20 protein-coding genes are annotated in these 24274 nt (G+C 63.9%); 11 read left to right on the top strand and 9 right to left on the bottom strand.

All coding sequences use genetic code 11. The features are described from left to right. Positions 1 to 157: 157 nt before the first annotated feature. The 7 genes from H7993_RS14890 to H7993_RS14860 all read left to right on the top strand — a co-directional run bounded on the left by H7993_RS14890 (position 158) and on the right by H7993_RS14860 (position 7715). A complete protein-coding gene (locus H7993_RS14890; RefSeq protein WP_122480601.1) occupies positions 158 to 1078 on the top strand; it encodes an ABC transporter permease in 921 nt (306 codons plus the stop codon). Continuing rightward, entirely contained in the window at positions 1078 to 1875 is a 798-nt protein-coding gene (locus H7993_RS14885; RefSeq protein WP_122480602.1) for an ABC transporter permease, read from the top strand. The genes H7993_RS14890 and H7993_RS14885 overlap by 1 nt, the downstream gene beginning before the upstream one ends. Positions 1876 to 2012: 137 nt before the next feature. Then, positions 2013 to 3473 (top strand): NAD-dependent succinate-semialdehyde dehydrogenase, encoded by a 1461-nt coding sequence (locus H7993_RS14880; RefSeq protein ID WP_185794851.1) that lies wholly within the window; start codon positions 2013 to 2015, stop codon positions 3471 to 3473. 151 nt (positions 3474 to 3624) lie between these two features. Continuing rightward, positions 3625 to 4713, top strand: coding sequence for an ABC transporter ATP-binding protein (locus tag H7993_RS14875; RefSeq protein ID WP_185794850.1), 1089 nt, complete (start codon positions 3625 to 3627; stop codon positions 4711 to 4713). 276 nt (positions 4714 to 4989) lie between these two features. Then, positions 4990 to 6282 (top strand): 4-aminobutyrate--2-oxoglutarate transaminase, encoded by a 1293-nt coding sequence (gabT, locus tag H7993_RS14870; RefSeq protein WP_185794849.1) that lies wholly within the window; start codon positions 4990 to 4992, stop codon positions 6280 to 6282. A gap of 216 nt (positions 6283 to 6498) precedes the next feature. Then, entirely contained in the window at positions 6499 to 7185 is a 687-nt protein-coding gene (locus tag H7993_RS14865) for an HAD family hydrolase (protein WP_185794848.1), read from the top strand. A 38-nt stretch (positions 7186 to 7223) separates the two neighbouring features. Beyond that, the gene (locus tag H7993_RS14860; RefSeq protein WP_043191751.1) at positions 7224 to 7715 is read left to right on the top strand and encodes an Lrp/AsnC family transcriptional regulator; all 492 of its coding nucleotides are present in this window, start codon (positions 7224 to 7226) and stop codon (positions 7713 to 7715) included. A gap of 107 nt (positions 7716 to 7822) precedes the next feature. Here H7993_RS14860 and H7993_RS14855 read toward each other — a convergent pair whose 3' ends face one another. The 4 genes from H7993_RS14855 to H7993_RS14840 all read right to left on the bottom strand — a co-directional run bounded on the left by H7993_RS14855 (position 7823) and on the right by H7993_RS14840 (position 11689). After that, on the bottom strand, positions 7823 to 8533 hold the full coding sequence (locus H7993_RS14855) for a cupin domain-containing protein (protein ID WP_185794847.1): 711 nt from the start codon (positions 8531 to 8533) through the stop codon (positions 7823 to 7825). Between the two features lie 33 nt (positions 8534 to 8566). Continuing rightward, the gene (locus tag H7993_RS14850; RefSeq protein WP_185794846.1) at positions 8567 to 9850 is read right to left on the bottom strand and encodes an NAD(P)/FAD-dependent oxidoreductase; all 1284 of its coding nucleotides are present in this window, start codon (positions 9848 to 9850) and stop codon (positions 8567 to 8569) included. A gap of 47 nt (positions 9851 to 9897) precedes the next feature. Beyond that, positions 9898 to 10602: an HAD-IA family hydrolase gene (locus H7993_RS14845; protein ID WP_122480608.1), complete on the bottom strand. Its 705-nt coding sequence runs from the start codon at positions 10600 to 10602 to the stop codon at positions 9898 to 9900. A gap of 139 nt (positions 10603 to 10741) precedes the next feature. Further along, a complete protein-coding gene (locus H7993_RS14840; protein ID WP_185794845.1) occupies positions 10742 to 11689 on the bottom strand; it encodes a LysR family transcriptional regulator in 948 nt (315 codons plus the stop codon). A gap of 721 nt (positions 11690 to 12410) precedes the next feature. On the opposite strand from H7993_RS14840, the gene H7993_RS14835 reads away from it, so the two are divergent. Then, positions 12411 to 13838 (top strand): aldehyde dehydrogenase family protein, encoded by a 1428-nt coding sequence (locus tag H7993_RS14835; RefSeq protein WP_185794844.1) that lies wholly within the window; start codon positions 12411 to 12413, stop codon positions 13836 to 13838. A 321-nt stretch (positions 13839 to 14159) separates the two neighbouring features. On the opposite strand, the gene H7993_RS14830 is transcribed toward H7993_RS14835, so the two are convergent. From H7993_RS14830 to H7993_RS14820, 3 genes are all read right to left on the bottom strand, one after another. Continuing rightward, positions 14160 to 15833, bottom strand: a complete 1674-nt coding sequence (locus H7993_RS14830; protein ID WP_185794843.1) for a GMC family oxidoreductase N-terminal domain-containing protein — start codon at positions 15831 to 15833, stop codon at positions 14160 to 14162. Between the two features lie 13 nt (positions 15834 to 15846). Continuing rightward, the gene (locus H7993_RS14825; RefSeq protein ID WP_122480612.1) at positions 15847 to 16884 is read right to left on the bottom strand and encodes an ABC transporter substrate-binding protein; all 1038 of its coding nucleotides are present in this window, start codon (positions 16882 to 16884) and stop codon (positions 15847 to 15849) included. 283 nt (positions 16885 to 17167) lie between these two features. After that, on the bottom strand, positions 17168 to 18082 hold the full coding sequence (locus H7993_RS14820) for a LysR substrate-binding domain-containing protein (protein WP_185794842.1): 915 nt from the start codon (positions 18080 to 18082) through the stop codon (positions 17168 to 17170). A 107-nt stretch (positions 18083 to 18189) separates the two neighbouring features. Here H7993_RS14820 and H7993_RS14815 point away from each other — a divergent pair, with 107 nt between their 5' ends. Then, the gene (locus H7993_RS14815; protein WP_122480614.1) at positions 18190 to 19269 is read left to right on the top strand and encodes a tartrate dehydrogenase; all 1080 of its coding nucleotides are present in this window, start codon (positions 18190 to 18192) and stop codon (positions 19267 to 19269) included. Positions 19270 to 19544: 275 nt separating this feature from the next. Beyond that, positions 19545 to 20471, top strand: coding sequence for a 2-hydroxyacid dehydrogenase (locus tag H7993_RS14810; RefSeq protein WP_185794841.1), 927 nt, complete (start codon positions 19545 to 19547; stop codon positions 20469 to 20471). 120 nt (positions 20472 to 20591) lie between these two features. On the opposite strand, the gene ptsP is transcribed toward H7993_RS14810, so the two are convergent. Both ptsP and H7993_RS14800 read right to left on the bottom strand, forming a co-directional pair. Then, positions 20592 to 22871 (bottom strand): phosphoenolpyruvate--protein phosphotransferase, encoded by a 2280-nt coding sequence (gene ptsP / locus H7993_RS14805; protein ID WP_043191774.1) that lies wholly within the window; start codon positions 22869 to 22871, stop codon positions 20592 to 20594. Positions 22872 to 22893: 22 nt separating this feature from the next. Beyond that, complete coding sequence (locus H7993_RS14800; protein ID WP_043191776.1) at positions 22894 to 23373, bottom strand: RNA pyrophosphohydrolase; 480 nt, start codon at positions 23371 to 23373, stop codon at positions 22894 to 22896. Between the two features lie 140 nt (positions 23374 to 23513). Here H7993_RS14800 and H7993_RS14795 point away from each other — a divergent pair, with 140 nt between their 5' ends. Continuing rightward, entirely contained in the window at positions 23514 to 24167 is a 654-nt protein-coding gene (locus tag H7993_RS14795) for a histidinol-phosphatase (RefSeq protein ID WP_185794840.1), read from the top strand. The last annotated feature ends 107 nt before the right edge of the window (positions 24168 to 24274 follow it).

The following is a 24274-nucleotide window of genomic DNA, read 5'->3' as shown; positions in this document are numbered from 1 at the left end:
CCACCCTCAATACGAAACAAACCACTCCGGCGCAGGCCTTTTAAGCCCGTTTCGTTCTTGGCTGAGTCGGTACATTGAACCTTGAGGGTCGCCATGACCGACCAACAACAAGCTGCTTGCGCTGGTTCACCGGCGCTCGGCCGTGAGGAATCGTTCCATGTCCAACGCCTATCTCGCCAAATCCATGCCTGACGCCCACAGCGAACCGCCTGCAAGCAATGCCGAAGCCCTGGCGCGCGAGGAACGTCGGGAGAATACCTCGATGTTGCTGCTGCTCGCCCCGGCGCTGTTCATGGTGGTAGTGCTGTTGATCCTGCCGATGTGCTGGCTGGCGTTCCAGTCGGTACAGACCGAAGACGGCTTTTCGCTGGCCAACTACGCGCGCATCTTCGAAGAACGCATCTACTGGGATACGTTCTACCTGACGTTCAAGATCAGCCTGATCGTGACCCTGCTGTCCATCGTCATGGGCTTCCCGATAGCCTACGCAGCCTCGCGCCTGCAGGGCTTCTGGGCCAACCTGATTCTGATCTGCGTGATCCTGCCATTCTGGACCAGCGTGCTGGTGCGCTCCTACGCCTGGCTGGTGTTGCTGCAGCGGCGCGGGGTGGTCAACCAGACGCTGCTGGACATGGGCATCATCGACCAACCGCTGAACATGATGCACAACACCACCGGCACGGTGATCGGCACTCTGCACGTGATGTTGCCGTTCATGGTGCTGCCGCTGTATTCGGTGATGAAGAAGATTCCCCAGGACCTGATGCAGGCTTCCGAAAGCCTGGGCGCCAAACCCTTCTACACCTTTCGCCGGGTGTTTCTGCCGATGGCGGCGCCGGGTGTGATGGCCGGTTCCATCCTGGTTTTCGTGATCTGCCTGGGCTTCTTCATCACCCCTGAACTGCTGGGCGGCGGTCGCACCATCCTGGTGTCGATGCTGGTGCAGCGCAACGTCGAGCTTTATCACGCCTGGGGCGCCGCCAGTGCGGTGGGCCTGGTGCTGCTGTTCGTGGTGTTCCTGATCTTCTGGGGCATCAACCGCTTCATCCCCATCGAACGCATCCTGGGAGCACGCTGATGAATACGCTTGCCTACCTGCGCCAGCTACGCCTGTCGCATGTGCTGTTCACCGTGCTGGTTGCGGCGATTCTGCTGTACCTGATCATCCCGGTGCTGATCGTGGTGCCGATGTCGTTCTCCGAGGCGCGCTTCCTGCAGTTCCCACCCAAGGAGTGGTCGCTGCGCTGGTATGAAGCCTTCTTCCACAGCGCCGAATGGATGTCGGCGGCGCGGGTCAGCCTGATCACCGCCGTAGTGACCACTGCAGTGAGCCTGCCCATCGGCATGGCCGCGGCCTACGCCATCAACAACTCGAGCCTGAAGGTCATCCGCACCCTGCAGATCGTGTTGCTGCTGCCCATGATGGTGCCGATCATCCTGATCGCGGCGGGGGTGTTCTTCGTCTACGCGCGGGTGGGGCTGATCAGCTCGCTGACCGGCCTGGTACTGGCGCATATCATGCTGGCCCTGCCCTACGTGATCATTGCCCTGCTCGCCGGGCTGCGCAATTTCGACATGTCGCAGGAGATGGTCGCGCGCAGCCTGGGCATGAACCGCTTTCGCGCGTTCATGGCGGTGACCTTGCCGCAGATCAAGCCCAGCGTGGTCTCGGCAACCCTGTTCGCGTTCATCACTTCGCTGGATGAGACGGTGGTAGCGCTGTTCATTTCCGGGGGTGACAACCAGACCCTGACCAAGCGCATGTTCACTGCACTGCGCGACGAAATCGACCCGACGATTGCGGCGATCAGTTCGATCCTGATTCTGGCGTCGCTGATTCTGGTGGTGGTGGCCGGGCGCAACAAGCAGGGGTAACACCCCCCAGCACAGCCTGCCGCCACTCCACCGCAATTCAGCATCCGCGCCGCGTCGCGTGCCCCATCTCGGCATCGCCCGCTGCGTGGACATTTCTACACTAGGTCCATCGTTCGGACTGCAAAGGCACCTTGATCATGTTGAAGCATTCACTGCGTGACCCTTCCCTGCTCGTCGAGCGCGCCTACGCCAATGGCCAGTGGATCACCGCCGATGACGGCGCCACCCTTGCCGTGACCAATCCTGCCGATGGCAGCGTGATCGCCAACGTACCGGCCTTGCAGGCGGCCGAAACCCGGCGCGCCATTGCCGCCGCCGAGGCCTGTTTCGTCACCTGGCGCGAAGTGCCTGCGGCCGAGCGCGCCAAATTGCTGGAGAAGTGGTACCAACTGATCCTGGACAACCAGGAAGACCTGGCCTTGATCATGACCGCCGAACAGGGCAAACCCCTGGGCGAGTCGCGCGGTGAAATTGCCTACGGCGCGAGCTTCGTCAAATGGTTCGCCGAGGAAGCGCGGCGCATCTATGGCGACACCATTCCTTCACCCGCCGCCGACCGCCGCATTCTGGTACTCAAGCAACCGATCGGCGTGGTCGCGGCGATCACCCCGTGGAATTTCCCCAACGCCATGATCACGCGCAAGTGCGCACCGGCCCTGGCAGCCGGTTGCCCGGTGCTGGTCAAGCCGTCGGAGATGACCCCGCTGTCGGCCCTGGCCCTGGCGGTGTTGGCCGAACGCGCAGGCATTCCGGCCGGGGTGTTCAACGTGCTCACCGGCCTGCCGGCAGGCGTGGGCGGCGAGATGACCAGCAATCCGGCCGTGCGCAAACTGTCGTTTACCGGTTCCACCCGCGTCGGCCAACTGTTGATGAGCCAATGCGCGACGACCATCAAGCGCCTGAGCCTGGAGCTGGGCGGCAACGCGCCGTTCATCGTGTTCGATGACGCCGACCTGGACCTGGCCATTGCCGGCGTCATGCAGAGCAAATTCCGCAACGCCGGGCAGACCTGCGTGTGTGCCAACCGCATTCTGGTGCAGGACGGCATCTACCAACGTTTCGCCGAACGCCTGAAGGCGGCGGTGGCCGAGCTGAAAGTCGGCCACGGACTGGCCGAGGGTGTGACCATCGGCCCGTTGATCAACGCTGCGGCAGTGGACAAGGTGGCCCGCCACATCAGCGATGCCGTGGAGAAAGGCGCTACCGTTGCCATTGGTGGGTTGCCGCAAAACGATGGCCTGTACGTGCAGCCCACGGTGTTGCTGGACGCCAACGCCGACATGCTGCTGGCCAGCGAGGAAACCTTCGGCCCCGTGGCGCCGCTGTTTCGCTTCCACACCGAGGACGAAGCGCTGGCGCTGGCCAATGCCACGCCCTATGGCCTGGGTGCCTACTACTTCACCCAGGACATGCGCCGCGCCTGGCGCGTGGGCGAGCGTCTGGAGTTCGGCATGGTCGGCTTGAACACCGGGATCATCTCCATGGAAGTGGCGCCCTTCGGCGGCGTGAAGCAATCGGGCACCGGCCGCGAGGGATCCAAGTACGGCCTGGATGAATTTCTCGAAGTGAAGGCCTGGCACATCGGTGGGTTGGGTTGAAGGCGCGGGGTCATGGCGGGCCTCATTCGCGGGCAGAGACCCGCTCCCACAGGGTTGTGTGCACGCCTTGTGGGAGCGGGTCTCTGCCCGCGAAGAGGCCACCCCTGACATCTTCCCGAAACGACATTCTTGATCTCCTGGAGCACCACAGATGAATTTCACTGAAGGTTTCGAATCGGTCAGCGTCAACCAGGTCAGCAAGCACTACGGCAGCCTCAAGGCGCTGGACAAGGTCAATCTCAAGGTGGAAGCCGGCGAATTCATGTCGCTGCTGGGGCCCTCGGGTTCGGGCAAGACCACCTTGCTGAGCATTCTGGGTGGCTTCATACGGGTGAGCTCCGGCAACATCCTGTTCGGCGAGCGCAACGTCACCCTGATGCCGCCGCACAAACGTGAAATCGGCGTGGTCTTTCAGAATTACGCGCTGTTCCCGCACATGACCGTTGGCGAGAACGTGGCCTTCCCGTTGCGTGCCCGTGGCGAAAGCGCGGGCAAGAGCCGGGAGCGGGTCAAACAGGCCTTGGCGACGGTGGAACTGAGTGGCTACGAAGAGCGCTCGATTGCCGCGCTTTCCGGCGGCCAGCGTCAGCGTGTGGCGCTGGCCCGAGCCATCGTTTTCGAACCCAAGCTGATCCTCATGGACGAGCCGCTGTCGGCGCTGGACAAGCAGCTGCGCGAGACCATGCAGATCGAACTGCGCGCCCTGCACAAGCGCCTGGGCGCGACCATGATCTACGTCACCCACGACCAGCGTGAAGCGCTGACCATGAGCGACCGCATCGCCATCATGCGCGGCGGGCAACTGGTTCAGGTCGACACGCCACGCCGCCTGCACGACCACCCTTCGGACGACTTCGTCGCCAGCTTCATCGGCGAAAGCACCTTGGTGCCGCTGCAACGCAGCGCGAACAACGGTTTGACCCTGGGCTCCACGGCCCTGCGCACCACGCGTCCGGTGCCCGCTACGGGCGATGTATTCCTGGCGCTGCAAGCGGAAAAGCTGCTGCTGGACAGCGCCAGCGCCGGGCCTGAGTGGAATCGCTTGAGCGGGCGGGTCGCCGACATCGTCTTTCAGGGCGAAAGCCTGAAGGTTTTCGTCGACCTGGACGGTGGGCCCACCGTCAGCCTGCGCCAGCCCAGCCACCACGAAGGCAACCTGAGCCTGCCGCCGATCGGCTCGCCGATGCTGATGCGCCTGCATCCGGAAGACACCATCGTGGTGCCGCGCGCCGGGGTTTGAGGAGGTCAGTGCAGGCCCCTTCGCGGGCAGAGGGCTCGCCGCCCGCCCCGCTCCCACAAGGACCTGCACAACTGTGGGAGCGGGGCGGGCGGCGAGCCCTCTGCCCGCGAAGAGGCCAGCACTGACACCCCACCACCCAAACAACCGAATCTACCGCCCCACCCGCAAAAAAAACGCAAACACCCCAGCCAAACCCACAACTTCGGTGCTTGTGATTTGCGCCACTCCTTATCCTGATCACATCACCCGCCACGCTCGGCGCTCACGGAGATCGAGATGAATTCTGCACTGACCGAAAATCAACGCCTGCTGGCCCTGCGCGAACAACACGTGCCCCGTGGCATCGCCACCGCGCACCCGATCGTGGCCGCGCGCGCCCAGGGTGCCGAGCTGTGGGATGTGGACAACAAGCGCTATCTGGATTTCGTCGGCGGTATCGGCGTGCTCAATGTCGGCCACAACCACCCCGCTGTGGTCGAGGCGGTGCGCAGCCAGGTGGGCAAGGTGTCCCATGTCAGTTTTCAGGTGGCGGCCTACGAGACCTACATCGACGTGGCCGCGCGGCTGAACGTGCTGGTCGGCGGGGACGAGCACTACAAGAGTGTGCTGTTCACCTCCGGCGCCGAAGCGGTGGAAAACGCGATCAAGATCGCCCGCGGCTACACCCAGCGGCCTGCGGTGATTTCGTTTCGCGGAGGGTTCCACGGACGCACCCTGTTGGGTGTGACCTTGACCGGCATGAGCCAGCCCTACAAACAGAATTTCGGCCCGTTCCCGGCGGAGATCTATCACGCCAGCTACCCCAATGCCTATCGCGGCATCAGCAGCGACGACGCCCTGGCGCAGTTGCACGAGCTGTTTGCCAGCGACGTGGCGCCGGATCGGGTAGCGGCGATCCTGATCGAACCGGTGCAGGGCGACGGCGGTTTCCTGGCCGCGCCGGTCGAGTTTCTCCAGGCGCTGCGCGCGCTGTGCACGCAGCATGGCATCGTGTTGATTGCCGATGAAATCCAGGCCGGATTCGGCCGTACCGGGAAAATGTTCGGTTTCCAGCATGCGGGTATCCAGCCGGATCTGGTCACGGTGGCCAAGTCGCTGGCCGGTGGCATGCCACTGTCGGGCGTGGTGGGCCGAGCCGAGATCATGGATGCGCCGACGCCCGGTGGGTTGGGCGGCACCTACGGTGGCAACGCCGTGGCCTGTGCGGCGGCGCTGGCGGTGTTGGACCTGTTCGAGCACGAAGACCTGCTGGCGCAGGGCGAGCAGCGTGCGGTGCAGTTGCGCGAGGGCTTGCTGGGGCTGCAGAAACGCTATCCGCGCATCGGTGATGTGCGGGGCCTGGGCTTCATGCTGGCCATCGAGATGGTCAAGGACGATGCCGGGCACAGCGCCGACGCCGATCTGGCCCAGCGGGTCATCGACCAAGCGCGCCAGGCGGGGTTGCTGGTGATCAAGTGTGGGCTGTATCGCAACGTGGTTCGCTTCCTCGCGCCGCTGGTGACCAGCGCCGAGCAGGTGGCAGAAGCCTTGCAGATGCTCGACAAGGCATTGGCAAAAGCCGGGGCCTGACTGTGGGAGCGGGGCGGGCAGCGCGCTCTTCGCGGCCACGGACCGCTCCTACAGGGATCAGGGCCAAACGTAGGAGCGGTCAGCGGCCGCGAAGAATGCGCCGCGGTACACCTGGCACACTGCGGCGCGCTGTTCGCGGCCACCGACCGCTCCTACGGTGGAAAAGCTGTAGGAGTCTGCAGGGAAGCCCTTCATACCGTCGCTCAGGAGCATTCCATGAAAGTCACACAGTACAAGGCCCTGGGGTTCTCTTATGCCACCCTGGTCGACCGTGAACGGGGCATTCTCGAAGGCCTGCGACCCTTGTCGGTGCAGAGCGAGACTCCCGGCAGTGACGCGCAACTGCTGACGGCCTACCGCGCCATCGCCCAGGAGCTCGGCCAGGCGGGCGGCAACCCCAGTGCCAGTGCGTTCCACGGCCAGCTGTACCAGCGCATGGCGCACCGATTGCATGTGATTCCCGGCTGGGATGAAAGTGTGGCTTTCGGTAGCTCGTCGGCCCATTGGCCGATCTTCGAAGACGCCCCCGGCGCCCTGCAGTACCTGAGCAAGTTCTACCGGTTGATACTGATCGCCCCACCCCACGGCATCGATGTCGGCGCCCTGACCCAACGCTTGCCGGTGGCATTCGATGCGGTCATCGAACCTTGCAACGATGACTGGCACAGCAGCCTCGCCACCGAGCTGCAGCGCCTGGGCCTGGAGCGCTCGCAGTTGCTGCCGGTGCGCAGTACCGAAACGGATGACCCCTGGAACCTGCGCGTGGATTTTCCGGTGTGTACCCTGCACCGCGACCACCGCCAGCCATGGAATCTTTCGCCCCAGGCTCTGGACGGCAAGCGCTGTGAATACGCCAGCCTTGCAGACCTCGCCCATGCCCATCAAACGGCATTGCACGCCTGAGGCCCACGTTCATGCTTTGACTTGACGAGGTCCACCCCATGGATGCTGCAACGAAACTGGATCGCATCGACATCAATATTTTGGTGCAGCTGCAGAAGGACGGGCGCATGACCAACGTCAGCCTCGCCGAAGCCGTTGGCCTGTCCCCCAGCCCCTGCCTGCAACGAGTCAAACGCCTGGAGTCGGCGGGCTACATCAGTGGCTATGAAGCGCACGTCAATCTGGCCAAGTTCGCCAGCTCCGTCACGGTGTTCACCGAGGTGACCCTGTCGGACCACAAACGCGCCGATTTCGTGAAGTTCGAATCGAGCATCCGCAACATCGACGAGGTGCTCGAGTGCCATTTGATCAGCGGCGGGTATGACTACCTGGTGCGGTTCCTGTGCAGCAGCATCCAGCACTACCAGGAGCTGATGGAGTCGATCCTCGACAAGAACATCGGTATCGACAAGTATTTCAGCTACATCGTCATCAAGAGCCCGGTGCTCAAGAGCGCTGTGCCGTTGCGCAGTTTGGTGCGCGCGGTTTGATTCCCACACCGCGGTGACCCCGGACGCGGCTCGCGCCGCTGCTACAGGCCGATGTTCACGTCCGCCCACCCTACACATCCCACGCCGCGTCCGGCCGTTACGCCGCCTCAACTCAAAATGCAAAACACCTTGCGCACCGTCTGCTCGCTCGACCAGGCATTGGTCGCCCCCGCCGGCACCACCACGACCTCGCCGGCGCTGACCGTACAGGCGTCGCCCTGCTCGGGCGTCAAGGTCACTGCGCCTTCCAGAATGAACATCAGCTCGCTGTAGGCCGGCTGCACCTGCTTGCGCGCGTAGGCCTCGCACTGCCATAGGCCGATACGCAGGTTGGCCGCGCTGAACAGCGTTTCGCTCCAGGCTTTCGGAGCCGGAGTCAGCAGCACCGTTGCCGACGGCGGCTCGCTGGGCGGCAGTGGTTGAGCGAAGTCGATCTTCAGCGGCGTGCGAGGCATGTCAGTGCTCGGCGGCAAGCCGGGAAAAGCCATGAACAGACGGCGCAACTGCCCGCGATGCTGCCAGCGCACCGCCACACCACGAGGCACCACGAAACAATCCCCGGCCTTCAGGCGCAGGTCGAAGCCCTCGCCCTGCAGGGTCAGCTCGCCGGCCTCCACAATCCCCAGTTCGACCCAGGGAAAATCATCGATCGACAAATTGGCGCCGACGCTGGTCGACGCGCCCACCGCGTAGCCCGTGTGGGGGTCATGGAAATGCACGGTACGGCCGGCCGCCAGGGGGTCGTCCTGCAACGCAAAGGCGGCGACGGGTAGACGGCGTTCGATGGCGGGCTGTGAATAATGCAGGATCGGGGGCATAGGTCTCGTCTTGGCAATGAAGAAGTTCGCGGCTCAGCGGCCGATGGCATCAAGCAGTTGTTGCCAACCTGCCGCCAAGCGTACACCCGGCGCGCGAAAGGCATGCAGGGGAATGGGTTTGAACGTGTCGCCCGCCAGCAGGCCCAGTTGCACCGGTTCGCCCGCGGTCATGGCTGCCAGTTGCTTGCCCATGTAGGTGGACATCGCCACGCCACCGCCGTTGTAGCCGATGGCATAGAAGCTGCGCGCGTCCAGTTGACCTGCGTGGGGCAGGTAATCGAGGGTCATGGCCACCAGCCCAGACCAGCGAAACGCCACAGGCTGGTCGCGCAGGACCGGAAACACCTCGCCCATGCTGCGTTGCAGGGTGGCGAAGGCGCTGTCCGAATCGTCCTTGCCGAACGCTCCGCGGCCGCCGAAGATCAACCGGTCGCCGACCACCCGGAACCAGCGCAGCATGCGTTTGGTGTCGCCACAGACCTGGCCGCCGGGCATCAGCGTGGCCAATACGTCGGCCGGCAGTGGTGCAGTGGCAATGATTGCGCTACGAAAGGGGATAAGTCGTCGGTGCAGAGTATCGGTCGCAGCGCTCTGGTCGGAATAGCCATTGGTGGCATACACCACCTGTCTGGCACTGACCCTCCCCTGAGGCGTCTGCACGATGACCCGGTCGCCTTCCTGGCGGACCTGCAACGCCGGGCTGTTGATGAACATCTTCACGCCGCGCTCGTTCAGGCTGTGAGCCATGCCCCGGGCATAGTTGAGCGGGTGAATGCCGCCCGCCTTCGGCGTCAGCAGCCCGCCGTGAAAAAGGGTCGAGCCGGTCATTTCCCGCACCTGCACCGCGTCGATCATGCGCGACGACTCGCCGCCGGTTTCGCGCTTGATCCAGTCAGCGGTGTTGCGCAGCCCGTTCAAGGCAAGTTCGTTGTGGGCCGCGGCGATGTGCCCACCCATGTGCAACTGCGCGCCCTCGATGCCTAGGCTGTCGATCATTTCCACCAGGCTGTCCACGGCTGCATAACCGGTGCGGTACATGTGCAGAGCGGTGTCGCGATCGAAGCGCTGCATCAGGGCAGGAAAGCCGACGCGAAACTTGGGTGACACCACGCCACCGTTACGGCCACTGGCGCCCCAGGCCAGGGTATTGGCTTCCAGAATCAACGGCTCGCGGCCGCTCAGGGCAATGTGATGAGCCGCAGACAGCCCGGTGTAGCCGGCACCGACGATCACCACGTCGCACTGCCGCTCGCCCTGCAATGCTTGCAGGGCCGGGGCCGGTCGGGCGGTGGCCGCCCATAAACTCTTCGCAGTCATAGCCGGTTTCCACCAGAAGGCGGCGCTCGGAGCAAGCGCCGCTGTTGTCAGCCCAGTTCCTGTTCGACCGCGTCGGCCAGTTGCGCCAACGAGGTGAAATGGTAGTGCGGCTTGGTGTGCTCGGATTCCAGGGTGCCGCCGCTGCCCTTTTGCGCGTGGCGACGTTCGATCCAGCAGGTCTGGTAGCCCAGGCGCATGGCCACGCCAATGTCGTGGTACTGGCTCTGCGCAACGTGGAGAATCTCTTCGAAGACGATGCCCTGCGTGGCCAGCACCCCACGGGTGTAGGCGAAAAACTGCGGATCGGGCTTCTCGAACCGCACATCGTCAACGGTCACGCGCACATCGAACGGCTCGTCGAGGGTCTTGGCCATGTGGTTCAAGGCCCAGATCTGCGAGTTGGTGGTGGCCACCAGCTTGAAGTGCTTGTGCAGACGCTTGAGCGCCTCGATCGAGTCGGGGAAGGCCGGGAAGTTTTCCACCGCCAACGCCAGGCCGCGGGCGTATTCGTCGCTGTCCGGCAAGCCGAGCTGGCGCGCGATCAAGTGATAGCAGCGCTCCAGGTCATCCGGCCACCAGCCCGAATCGGGCATCGCGCGGGCATCGCGGTAGGCCTTCAGAATGTCGTCGTCGCTGCACGCCTTGCCCGCTTCGCCAGCCACTTCGCGCACATGGTTGAGAATGCCGGCTTCGAAATCGATCAGGGTGCCGACGACATCGAACGTCAGGGCTTTGAACTGCTTGAATGACATAGGGCGCTCCGCATGATGAACCAGGGGAAGGTGCAAGGTGTGGTTCAATTATCAGCCGGGTGAATCGCCATATGTTCTGTTTTGTCCTTACCTCAGGGCATAACCTACTGTTTTTCCCGCGATGGCGGCATACCTGTGTTCATGACGCCTCCGCGATCTTCCGTGCCAGGCATAACTGTGGGTAAAGCGCGTCGACGCGCACGATGTCGGCCTGCATTTCTTCGATGATCCACTGGCGCACGCTTTCCACGATAGGGCGGCTCGGACGGTTGGCCGGTGTCACCAGGCAGCAGTGCCGGGCACTGACCGTGACCTCGTCACCCACCGGCAGCAACTGCCCGTTGGCCAGGCAGTGCGAGACCACGTTGAGCCAACCCAGGGCCATGCCCTGGCCAAGCAGGGCGGCCTGCACCACCACCGCATAATCGGAGAACACCAGGGCATTGTCTGCGCGTCCACCCTGGTCGAAAGGCGTCGCCCAGGTACGGTCCTGGTTGTCCATGTGGATCAGCGCAGGCATTGCATTCTTGCCCTTGCCGCTCGGTACGCCGGCACGGTACTGCGGGCTGCAGACGGGCAGGGTGATCTCCGGGAGAACCAGGCTGTCTGCGGCCTTGACGCTGCCGGCGTCGAGGTAGCGCATGCCCAGGTCGACATCCATCAACGGTCCGCCGATGCGCCCGGACATGAGTTGGTAACGCATGTCCACCGCGGGAAAGCGCTCGCTGAAACGGCTCATGCGCGGCATCAGCCAATGCGTGGTGAACGCGGTGGACACCGACAGGGTGATGGTTTCCATGCCGGTAGCGCGGGCCGAGATTTCGCCGATGGCCGATTCGATGGTGTCGAAACCTTCCTGGACCCGGCGGTAAAGAAGGGTCCCGCTTTCGGTGAGCCGCGCGCCGCCACGAACGCGTTCGAACAACTGCACCCCAAGGTGTTCTTCCAGGCGCGAGAGCATGCGGCTCACGGCAGGCTGGCTGACGCAGAGTTCGTCGGCCGCACGGGTGAAACTGCCGCAACGGGCGGCTGCCTCGAAAACGAACAAGGAACCGGAGCTGGGCAGTTTTCTGCGAAGGTTGGACATTACCTGAGTTTATGCCTGGGAAAACTATTAGTAAATTGCCCTGACAGGAAAACCGTTCCTATTCTGACGGCATGTAACCCCTTTTTCCCTGTGGCGCTGTCGGCATATGCGGTGTACCTGACCGACCGCAGCGAACCCGGACGCGGCTTGCGCCGCTGCTACAGGGGATCGCGGGGTGCCTGTAGCAGCGGCGCGAGCCGCGTCGGCGGCATATGCGGTACGCCTGAACGACCGCAGCGAGCCGCGTCGGCGGCATATGCGATACGCCTGACCGACCGCAGCGAGCCGCGTCGGCGGCATATGCGGTACGCCTGACCGACCGCGACGAACCCGGACGCGGCTCGCGCCACTGCTACAGGGGATCGCGGGGTGCTTGTAGCAGCGGCGCGAGCCGCGTCGGCGGCATATGCGGTACGCCTGAGCGACCGCGGCGGACCTGGACGCGGCTTGCGCCGCTGCTGCAGGGGATCGCGGGGTGCTTGTAGCAGCGGCGCGAGCCGCGTCGGCGGTATATGCGGTACGCCTGAACGACCGCAGCGAACCCGGACGCGGCTTGCGCCGCTGCTACGGGGGATCGCGGGGTGCTTGTAGCAGCGGCGCGAGCCGCGTCGGCGGCATATGCGGTACGCCTGACCGACCGCGACGAACCCGGACGCGGCTTGCGCCGCTGCTACGGGGACGCAGGCGCATCGGCCTTTTTTATCACTGTGGAGAGCGAATTTTGGACAACGCGTTGAAGTTCTATATAGACGGCCGATGGGTCGAGCCTTCAGGCGCGCGGCGCCTGGCGGTGATCAATCCGGCCAGCGAGCAGGCGTTTACCGAAATCGCCTTGGGTGAACAGGCCGATGTCGATGCGGCGGTCGCGGCGGCGCGACGCGCCTTTACCGGCTTTGCGTTTACCACTCCGGCCGAGCGCAAGGCGCTGCTCGGACGGATCCTCGAGTCGTTCATGGCCCGCTACGACGACATTGCCGCGGCCATCATGCAGGAGGTCGGCGCACCGCGAGCCTTGGCCCATGACTGGCAGGCCGGCATCGGCAAGCGACACCTGGAGCAGATGCTGCGCACCCTGGACAGCTTCGAGTTCCGCACCCGGCGCGGCACCACGCTGATCAATCAAGAGCCAGTCGGCGTGGTGGCCTTGATCACGCCCTGGAACTGGCCGATCAATCAGATCGCCTGCAAGGTGGCACCGGCACTGGCCGCCGGCTGCACCCTGGTGCTCAAGCCCAGCGAGATCGCGCCGATCAACGCCATCATTTTTGCCGAAGTGCTGCACAGCGCCGGAGTGCCGGCGGGCGTGTTCAACCTGATCAATGGTGACGGGCCTGGCGTGGGCGCAGCGCTGGCCAGTCACCCCGACGTGGACATGGTGTCGTTCACCGGCTCCACCCGGGCCGGCGTGGAGGTGGCGCGGCTGGCCGCACCGACGGTCAAGCGGGTGCACCAGGAACTGGGCGGCAAGTCGGCCAATATCCTGCTCGACGATGTAGACCTGCACGCAGCGGTGACGGCAGGGGTCAACGGGTGCTTCGGCAACAGTGGCCAGTCCTGCAACGCGCCCACGCGGATGCTGGTGCCTGCCGCGCTGCACGACCAGGCAGTGGCGATCGCTCGCGTGGCGGCATCGGCCCATCGAGTCGGCGCGCCCGACGACCCGTCCACGACCCTGGGCCCGGTGATCAGTGACCGGCAATACCAGGCGATCCAGCGGATGATCGCCATCGGCATCGAAGAAGGCGCGCAGTTGGTGTGTGGCGGGCTGGGCCGGCCGGCCGGGTTGGACCTCGGGTATTACGTGCAGCCAACGATTTTCGCCGGGGTGGATGCACAGATGACGATTGCCCGCGAAGAGATCTTCGGCCCGGTGCTGGTGATCCAGCCCTATACCGATGAGCAGGACGCGGTACGTATGGCCAACGACAGTGTGTTCGGGCTGGCGGCGTACGTGCAGTCGGCCAGCCTTGCGCGGGCACGCCAGGTGGCCCTGCAGATGCGCGCCGGCAGCGTCTACATCAACTATCCCAGCTGGGACGCAGCGGCGCCGTTCGGTGGCTACAAGCAATCGGGCAATGGCCGCGAATACGCCGAATGGGGGTTGGAGGCGTTTCTGGAGGTGAAGGGTATCGTGGGTTGGGGTACCTGACACACCACAGCGCGCCCTTCGCGGCCAAGGACCGCTCCTACCGTTGACCGGCAACCCGTAGGGGCATCCATCGGCCGCGAACCAGACGCCGCGGCCTTCCTGAAACACCGCAGCGCGCCCTTTGCGGCCAAGGACCGCTCCTACCGTTGACCGGCAACCCGTAGGGGCATCCATCGGCCGCGAACCAGACGCCGCGGCCTTCCTGAAACACCGCAGCGCGCCCTTCGCGGGCAAGGACCGCTCCTACCGTTGACCGGCCACCCGTAGGAGCGGTCATCGGCCGCGAACCAGGCGCCGCGGTCTGCCTGAAACACCGTCGCCTCAACCCGCCTTGATCAGATCGGCGATACGCTCGGCAATCATGATGGTCGGCACATTGGTGTTGGCGCATGGAATCGACGGCATCAACGACGCATCGCACACCCGCAATCCCGTTACCCCGATCACCCGCCCGTTACTCGAGGTCACTGCCTGGGGATCCTCCGCGCGGCCCATGCGGCATGTGCCTGACGGGTGCCAGGTGCCGCCCACATTGGCGCGCACGAACGCCGTCAGTGCCTTGTCGTCGGCCAGCAACTTTTCCAGGGTCACACCTTGGGTCACCAGGCCTCGCACCAACAGCCCGCGCAAGGGGCCGGCGATGTCCAGCAGCACGCTCAACAGCCCACGCTGCAGGGCATTGAAACGGCCAGGCATCGCCACCTTGGCCACCCGCGGCGAGTAGCTGGATGGAAACACCACACTGCGCAGACCGCCCAGCCCCGGTGCCGACAGCGTCTCGGCACCCATGCGCAGGGCCTGCTTCAACCGCTGCAGGTCACGGGCTTCGGACAGCATCGAGAAACTGACATCGGGCTCCTGCAACGGATCCAGCGACGTCACCTGCACCCGCCCTCGCGAGTAGGACTTGTTGACCCAGAAAAACATCGTGCCCAGCCGGTAGCCCACCGAGTGCCAGCCGGAACGCGACAGGATCGCACCGTGCATGTCACCCGGCACCGTGCCCGGCAACCCGGATGAAAAGCGCACGATGGCCTGCTCGTGATGCTCGTCGACGTGAGGTGTTCGTCCCTGCGCCGTCAGCAGCGCCGACACGGCAATCGACGGATGCTCCATGAGATTGCCACCCACGCCCGGCCGGTCGGCCACCAGCGGCACGCCCAGATCGAGCAATTGGTCCAGCGGGCCAACGCCACTGCGGATCAACAACGCAGGGCTGTGAATCGCCCCGGCGCAGACGATCACCTCCCCGGCAAACACTTCCTCGGCCACGCCGGCCTGGCCCAGCAGACGCGCGCCCACCGCCTGGTTGCCGCGGAACAGCACGCGGTCCACCACACACTCGGTGCGCAGGGTCAGGTTGGGGCGGGCACGCACCTCGTCGGTGAGATAGCACACCGACACCGGAATTCGTTCACCCTGCTCGCTGACACCGATGGCACCCACGTAGACGCCATCCTGCCACTGCCCATTCTGGTCCGGGCGGGTGGGCAGGCCACGAGTCGCCAATACGCCCATGACCGCTTTCACGAAGGGCGACAGAAAGGCCGGCGCCGTACGCCGGATCCGTATCGGTCCGTCGCTGCCGTGCAGCGGCCCGCTGAAATCGCAGTCGGTTTCGAGTTTGCGAAAGTACGGCAGGCAGTTTTCCCAGCTCCAGCCTTCGGCACCGAGCCGCCCCCACTCGTCGTAGTCATCCGGCGCCCCGCGGTTGGTCATCAGCGCATTGATCGCCGATCCGCCGCCGAGCAGGCGCGCCTGCTCATAGCGACGGCTGCCCTGGGTGGACATGCGTGCGGTCAGGCGCTGCCAGATGTTGCGCCCATCCAGATAGGCACGTCCGGGGTAGCGACTGGCGATGGCCGCGGGCATCTTGCCCGGCGCAATGTCACGCCCGGCTTCCACCAGGCACACGCGCTTGCTGGGGTCTTCGGACAGCCGCGCGGCGAGCACACACCCCGCGCTGCCGCCGCCGAGAATCAGATAGTCGATCACGCTTGCGGCCGCCTTACTGGACGAATTTCAACCAGCGGTCCTTGGCGGCAATACCGTCAGCCGACGACCACCACTCTTCGGACATCAGCGCCTGCTTGGCGGCGTTCTCCGGCGAGCTTGGGAGCTCCTTGCCCCGTTCGGCGCTGAGCTTGCCAGTAGCGAACGCGGCGGGGTTGCCAGGGCCGTAATCGATGTACTTGGGCAGGTCGGCCTGCAGATCGGGCGACACTGCGGTGTCGACGAACTTGACCGCCTGGGCCAGGTTCGGCGCGTTCTTGAGGATGCACAGCTGGGTGTTCTGCAGGATGCCGTCGTTGTAGGTGAAGTCGACATCGGCGTTGTCTTTCTTCACCGCGCCTACGCGGCCATTCCAGATCATCAGCATGTCCACTTCACCGTCGTTGAGCAGCTGCGCCGATTGCCCGCCCGAACTCCACCACACGGCGATGTCCGGCTTGATCTGGGCTAGGCGCTTGTAGGCGCGGTCGACGTCCAGCGGGTAGAGTTTGTCGCGCGGCACGCCATCGGAAATCAGCGCCGCTTCCAGGGTACCCATGGGGTCGTTGCGCAATGCGCGGGTGCCCGGGAAGTCCTTGACGTTCCAGAAGTCGGCCCAGCTTTGCGGGACCTTCTTCAGGCTCTTGGTGTTGTAGCCCAGGACCGAGGAATAGAACTCGTAGGCCACCGAGTAAGGCGTGCGATAGGCCTCGGGCATGCCCTTGACGTTGGGCATTTTCGCCAGGTCCAGCGGTTCGATCAGGCCTTCGCGGCCACCACGGATACAGTTCGAAGGCGGGGTGTCGATCACGTCCCATACCGGCTTGCCGGTTTCGCCCTGGGCCTTGACCATGGGCCAGGCGTCCGGAACGCTGTCCTGCTTGATGGTGATGCCAAGCAACTTGGCGGCGGGGTCGAGGATGGCCTTGGTCTGCGCTTCTTGATACACGCCACCTTGGGACACGAAGGTAATCTGCTCGGCCTGGGCGCTGGTGGAACACGCCATGGCCACGTACAACAGGGATAGGACAGAACCGAAAGACAAGGTTTTCATGGCAAATCATCCTGGGGGTAGATTAATTCGGCAGCGACAAAAACCTCGACGGGTAGCCCATGTTTGCACCGGTTCTGTATTTTTGTTTGACCGAGCGGGACCGCTGGAAGGTACAAGAGGCGAAGCCTGCGCGACAATGCACCATTAGTCAGTACCACCATGATTTCAGGTTATCTATACCCACCCCGGCACGCTTACCCTGTAGCAGCGGCGCGAGCCGCGTCACCAACGCCGCGGTACATCTGCCCCACCGCGTCGAGGCCGGACGCGGCTCGCGCCGCTGCTACAGGTCACCGACCGCAAACGGCAATCGTTGGCCCAGCGCCTCGCGCAGGTAATGCACGAATGCGGTGATGCGCTGGGGCGTATGGCGCCGTTGCTGGTACATCGCAAACACGTCGGCCTGCGGTGCCTGATGATCGGTCAGCAGCGCCTGCAGCCGGCCACTCTGCAGATGGGCCTGCACGTCCCAGCGCGACCTCAGGATCAAACCGTGGCCGTCCAGCGCCCACCCCAGCGCCACCTCGCCATCATTGCTCGACAGCGTCCCGGTCACCTTGTGCGCATAGTCCTGGCCATCCTTGCGGAAGCGCCAGATGGCGTAATCGCTGCCGAACTGACGCAGCACGATGCAGTTATGGGCGGCCAGATCGGCCACCCGGAGGGGTGCAGGCATGTTCTCAAGGTATCCCGGTGCTGCACACAGCACGCGCGGATTCTCCAGCAGGCGCACGGCGATGAGCCGCGAATCGGGCGGCTCGCCCATGAACACGCCGAGGTCGAACTGATCATCGAGCAGGCTCATGGGCTGGCTGCTCAGTTCCAGGGATACTTCCAGCTCGGGATGCAGGCGCGCGAATGCAGAGACTACCTGAGCCAGATGCCTGCGACCGAAGCCCAGGGTGGCGTTGATCCGCAGTCGCCCGTGCAGGGTCGGCTGACGCGTGCCCAGCGCGCTTTCCAGTTCATCGAGCTGACGCAGGATAGGCCGCCCGCCTTCCAGGTACAGCACACCCTCGGGCGTCAGCGACAAGCGTCGCGTGGTGCGTTGCAGCAACTGCACACCCAGGCGCTGTTCCAGTTGGCTCAGCCGTTTGCTCACCGCTGGCAGCGACAGGCCAAGATGCCGGGCTACATCGGTCAGGCTGGCGCGGGTGGCCACCTGCTGAAAGAAGCTCAGGTCATCGATCATGCTCATGGATTGTTTACCTGAATCTAAGAATGGCTTAACCGCCAGGCCAATTATTAATCCGCACACCCTGATTACACTGAGTCGGCAAGTTCATCAACCCGTGGAGTGGCACCATGAGCAAGTCCAATTACAAGATTGCAGTGATTCCCGGTGACGGCATCGGCAAGGAGGTCATGCCCGAAGGGGTCCGTGTGCTGGATACCGTGGCGGCCCGCTACGACCTGAACTTGCAGTGGGACTGGTTCGACTTCGCCAGCGCCGATTACTACCTGGCTCACGGCAAGATGATGCCGGACGACTGGTTCGAAACGCTCAAGGGCTACGACGCCATCTACTTCGGCGCCGTGGGCTGGCCCGACGTGGTGCCCGACCATGTGTCGCTGTGGGATTCGCTGTTGCAGTTCCGCCGCGAGTTCGACCAGTACGTCAACCTGCGCCCTTGCCGGCTGATGCCTGGGGTGAAGGCACCGCTGGCCAACCGCAAGCCTGGTGACATCGATTTCTGGGTCGTGCGCGAGAACACCGAAGGCGAATATTCCAGCGTGGGCGGCAAGATGTTTCCCGGCACCGACCGCGAGATCGTCCTGCAGGAAACGGTGATGACCCGGGTCGGCGTCGACCGCATTCTCAAGTTTGCCTACGAACTGGCGCAGAGCCGACCGAAGAAACACCTGACCTCAGCGACCAAGTCCAATGGCATTGCCATCACCATGCCGTACTGGGACGAGCGCGTGGTCGAGATGGGCAAGAAGTACCCGGAAGTGAACGTCGACAAGTACCACATCGACATTCTCACGGCCAACTTCGTGCTGCATCCGGACTGGTTCGACGTGGTGGTGGCGAGCAACCTGTTCGGCGACATCCTCTCCGACCTTGGCCCGGCCTGTACTGGCACCATCGGCATCGCGCCGTCGGCCAACATCAACCCGGAACGCAACTTCCCCAGCCTGTTCGAACCGGTACACGGCTCGGCGCCGGACATCGCCGGCAAGGGCGTCGCCAACCCCATCGGGCAGATCTGGTGCGGCGCCATGATGCTCGAACACCTGGGCCATCCGGAGGCTGGCGCGGCGGTTCTGGCGGCCATTGAAAAGGTCCTGGCCATGGGCCCGGAACACGCACCACTGACCGCCGACATCGGCGGCACCGGCACCACCCGCGCCCTGGGCGAAGCCATCGCTGCCGCCTGTTGAGGCCGCGGCACCCCTGACACCGCACCGCCCCTTTCGCGGCCACAGGCCGCTCCTACAGGGATTGCGCAGCTCGTAGGAGCGGTCATCGGCCGCGAACCAGACGCCGCGGTACCCCTGACACACCGCACCGGCCCTTTCGCGGGCAGAGCCCCGCTCCCACACAGCACCGCTGCTACGGTCAACTTGTTCTGTTTCGCCCGCTCGATTCGGGAGAATGTTGCGCGGCAATCTGGCATCGTCGGTGTTCCTTCCGATCGTCAGCGAGAACCCACCTTATGACGCTGCTGTTCAAAGTCCCCGACGAGCGTGCGTCGGCCTGGAAGGCACTGTTCGCCCAGCATGCAGCGGATATTCCCGTGCGTTTCTGGCCGGACATCGGCGACCCGGCGCAGGTCCGCTATTTCGCCGCCTGGCAGCCGCCAGCGGACCTGTATGACCGATTCCCCCAACTGCAGGTGGTTTTCGCCACGTCGGCGGGGGTGGATCAGTTCGACCTTGCGCACGTTCCCGGGTCGGTCAGCGTAGTGCGCATGCTCGACCCTGGCATTGCCCAAGGCATCATCGAGTACACCGGCTTCGCCGTGCTCGCCCTGCATCGCCAGATGCCGACCTATCTGCAGCAACAGCGCGAGGGCAAGTGGGCGATCCATCCGCTGCTGGAGGCCGGCAAGCGCCGCGTCGGTGTGATGGGCCTGGGCAATCTGGGCCAGGCGGCATTGAACGCGCTGCGGCCGTTCGGCTTTGCCTTGAGTGGCTGGTCGCGCACGCTCAAGACACTGCCCGGCGTGCACTGCTATGGCGGCCGCGAGCAATTGCCGGACTTTCTCGGCAGCTGTGACATCCTGCTGTGCCTGTTGCCCTTGACCGCCGACACCGCTGGCATCCTCAATGCGCAGACTTTCGCCGCGCTGCCGGCCGGCGCCAGCCTGATCAATCTGGGCCGCGGCGGCCATCTGGTGGAAAGCGACCTGCTGGCCGCGCTGGATTCAGGCCATTTGGCCCATGCGATCGTCGATGTGCTGGAAGAAGAGCCGCCGCGCAGCGATCACCCCTTCCTCAGCCACCCGAACATCTGGCTCACGCCACATATCGGCGCTATGACCGATCCGCATTCGGCATTCCAGGTGCTGCTGGACAACATCCGCCGGCATCAACGGGGTGAACCTATGGTAGGTCTGGTAGAGCCTGGGACAGGCTACTAGTGGCAAGCGTAGGGATACAGAATCTACTGTAGAAGCGGTCTTCGGCCGCGAAACGAGCACTGCGGTGTTTCATTTGATCTGCAGGGATGCCGTTGCGGCCTTGACCGCTTGCAGCACGCCTCAGTGCTTCTTCGGCGTGCTCGGATTGATCATCCGCGACAGGCCCAGGTTCTTCAGGGCCAGTTGCAGCGAGCTGTGGATAACTTGCGGGTTGTCGATCTTGCTCAACTGCGCCAGCAGCTCCTTGGCCTTGCTCAGGTTCACCTGGCGCAGCATCCACTTCACCTTGGGCAGGTTGGTGGCGTTCATCGACAGGCTGTCGAACCCCATGGCCATCAACAAGATCGCCGCCGCCGGATCGCCAGCCATCTCGCCGCAGATACTCACCGGCTTGCCTTCGGCATGCGCCTCGGTGACCACGTGCTGCAACGCCTGCAGCACAGCCGGGTGCAGGTAGTCGTACAAATCGGCCACGCGCGGGTTGTTGCGGTCCACGGCGAGCAGGTACTGGGTCAGGTCGTTGGAGCCGACCGAGAGGAAATCGACCTGCCGCGCCAGTTCCTTGGTCAGGTACACCGCTGCGGGAATCTCGATCATCACCCCCACCGGCGGCATCGGCACGTCGGTGCCTTCGTCGCGCACCTCGCCCCAAGCCCGGTGGATCAAGTGCAGGGCTTCTTCCAGCTCATGGGTGCCGGAGATCATCGGCAGCAGGATACGCAGGTTGTTCAGGCCCTCGCTGGCCTTGAGCATGGCGCGGGTCTGCACCAGGAAGATTTCCGGGTGGTCGAGGGTCACGCGGATACCGCGCCAGCCCAGAAACGGGTTTTCCTCCTTGATGGGGAAGTACGACAGCGACTTGTCACCACCGATGTCCAGGCTGCGCATGGTCACCGGCAGGGGGTGGAAGGCCGCCAGCTGCTCACGGTAGATCGCCAGTTGTTCCTTCTCGCTGGGAAAGCGCTGGTTGATCATGAATGGCACTTCGGTGCGGTACAGCCCCACACCTTCGGCGCCGCGTTGCTGGGCACGGGCCACATCGGCCAGCAAGCCGGTGTTGACCCAAAGCGGCATGCGGTGGCCGTCCAGGGTCACGCAGGGCAGCTCGCGCAAAGCATCGAGGCCCAGCGCCAGTTGCCGCTCTTCCTCGACCACATCGGCAAATTGCTTGCTGAGAATGTCGCTGGGGTTGGTGTAGACCTCGCCATGGTAGCCATCGACGATCATCTTGATGCCGTCGACCTTGGAATACGGCAGGTCGACCAGGCCCATGACCGTCGGGATGCCCATGGCGCGCGCCAGAATGGCGACGTGGGAGTTGCCCGAGCCCAATACCGACACCAGGCCCACCAGCTTGCCTTCCGGCACCTCGCCGAGCATTGCCGGCGACAGTTCTTCGCTGATCAGGATGGTGTTATCGGGGTAGACCAGGGTTTGCTGACGCGCCTCCTGCAGGTAGGCCAACAGGCGCCGCCCCAGGTCCTTGACGTCGGAGGCGCGCTCGCGCAGATATGCGTCGTCCATCAATTCGAAGCGGTTGACGTGCTCGGTGACGACGTGGCGCAGCGCACCCTGGGCCCACTGCCCGGTCTTGATCACGTTGGTCACTTCGCTGCCCAACGAAGCGTCGTCGAGCATCATCAGGTAGACGTCGAACAGGGCCCGCTCTTCGGGGCGCAGCTGCGTGGCCAGTTTCGCCGACAGGGTGCGCATGTCGTTGCGCACGCCTTCCAGGGCGTTCTGGAACAACGCCAGCTCGGCATCGATGTCGCTGACGCTCTTGTCGGGCACCACGTCCAGATCGGCCGGCGGCAGCATCACCACCGCGGTCCCGACCGCCGCGCCGGGCGAGCCGGGCACGCCGACGAAACGCGCTTCCTGGATGCCCTTGCCCTGGCGCCCCAGGCCGCGGATCGAACCGGTGGCTTCGGCGTGGGCGATGACGCCCGCCAGTTGCGCGCTCATGGTAACCAGGAAGGCTTCTTCGCCTTCGTCGAACTGACGCCGCTCCTTTTGCTGGATCACCAGCACCCCCACCACACGCCGGTGGTGGATGATCGGCGTGCCGAGGAACGACGCGTAGCGTTCTTCACCGGTTTCGGCGAAGTAGCGATAACGCGGGTGGCCGGCGGCATTTTCCAGGTTGAGCGGTTCTTCGCGCGTGCCCACCAGGCCCACCAGGCCTTCGTTGGGGGCCATGCTGACCTTGCCGATGGAACGCTTGTTGAGGCCTTCGGTGGCCATGAGGACGAAACGGTTGGTTTCCAGATCCAGCAGGTACACCGAGCAGACCTGGCTGCCCATGGCTTCCTTGACGCGTTGCACGATGATCCCCAGCGCCGACTTGAGATCCTTGGCGGAGTTGACTTCCTGGACGATCTTGCGCAGCGTATTGAGCATGGCTCGGGGTCGAACTCCGTCGTCAGTCGCGCGAAAGAAGGCGCGGGGCTAGCTCTTTGAGCGCGCGTCTGTAGACCTCGCGCTTGAATGTCACCACCTGGCCCAGCGGATACCAATAGCTGACCCAGCGCCAGCCATCGAACTCGGGCTTGCCGGTCAGGTCCATGCGCACGCGCTGTTCGTTGGACACCAGGCGCAGCAGAAACCACTTCTGTTTCTGGCCGATGCACAACGGTTGGCTGTGCGTACGCACCAGGCGTTGGGGTAGACGATAACGCAACCAGCCGCGGGTGCAGGCAAGTATTTCAACATCCTGGCGTTCCAGCCCGACTTCTTCATTCAGCTCGCGGTACAAGGCCTCTTCCGGCGTTTCCTGAGGGTTGATACCCCCTTGCGGGAATTGCCAGGCGTCCTGATTGATACGCCGAGCCCATAGCACCTGACCGGCGTCATTGGTAAGAATGATGCCAACGTTAGGGCGAAAACCATCGGGGTCGATCACGGCAACAACCTCGTAAACGCATGTTCTGGCATTGTTCCACAAAGCCTGTGAAGGCAGCAACGACGCCGCGTAGCTTATGTGCACGCATGTGAAAAGTCCGTATTCTGTGGGCCTTTTCCTTACTTCATGCGAGTCATTTCATGCGCCTGGCCCTCTTCGACCTCGACAACACGCTGCTCGGCGGCGACAGCGACCATGCCTGGGGTGACTATCTGTGCACACGCGGCATTCTCGATGCCGACACGTACAAGGCACGCAACGATGAGTTCTACGAGGATTACCTAGCCGGCCGCCTGGACCTGAATGCGTACCTGGATTTCACCCTGGAAATCCTCGCGGCGACCGACGTGGCGCAACTGGATGAATGGCATCGCGAATTCATGCGCGATTGCATCGAGCCCATAATGCTGCCCAAGGCCGCGGCCTTGCTGCAACAGCATCGCGATGCGGGTGACAAGCTGGTGATCATCACTGCTACCAACCGCTTTGTCACTGGCCCGATCGCTGCGCGGCTTGGGGTGGAGACCTTGCTGGCAACCGAAGTCGAAATGGTTGACGGCCGCTACACCGGGCACAGCTTCGACGTGCCTTGCTTCAAGGAAGGCAAGGTGACGCGTTTGAATCGCTGGATGGAGGAAAACGGCTACGACTTGCAGGACAGTTATTTCTACAGTGACTCGATGAATGACCTGCCTCTTCTAGAGCAGGTCACCCATCCGGTGGTGGTGGACCCGGACCCACGCCTGCATGAAGAAGCCAAACGCCGCGGCTGGAAAGAAATCTCCCTGCGCTGATAGCTGCCAACTGTGGGAGGGGGCTCTGCCCGCGAAGAATGCGCTGCGGTTTGTCTGATACACCGCGGCGCTCTTTTCGCGGGCAGAGCCCGCTCCCACAGGGATCG

It is taken from the genome of Pseudomonas baltica (assembly GCF_014235765.1).
Classification (GTDB): domain Bacteria; phylum Pseudomonadota; class Gammaproteobacteria; order Pseudomonadales; family Pseudomonadaceae; genus Aquipseudomonas; species Aquipseudomonas baltica.
This window is presented reverse-complemented; position numbering and strand designations above follow the sequence as displayed.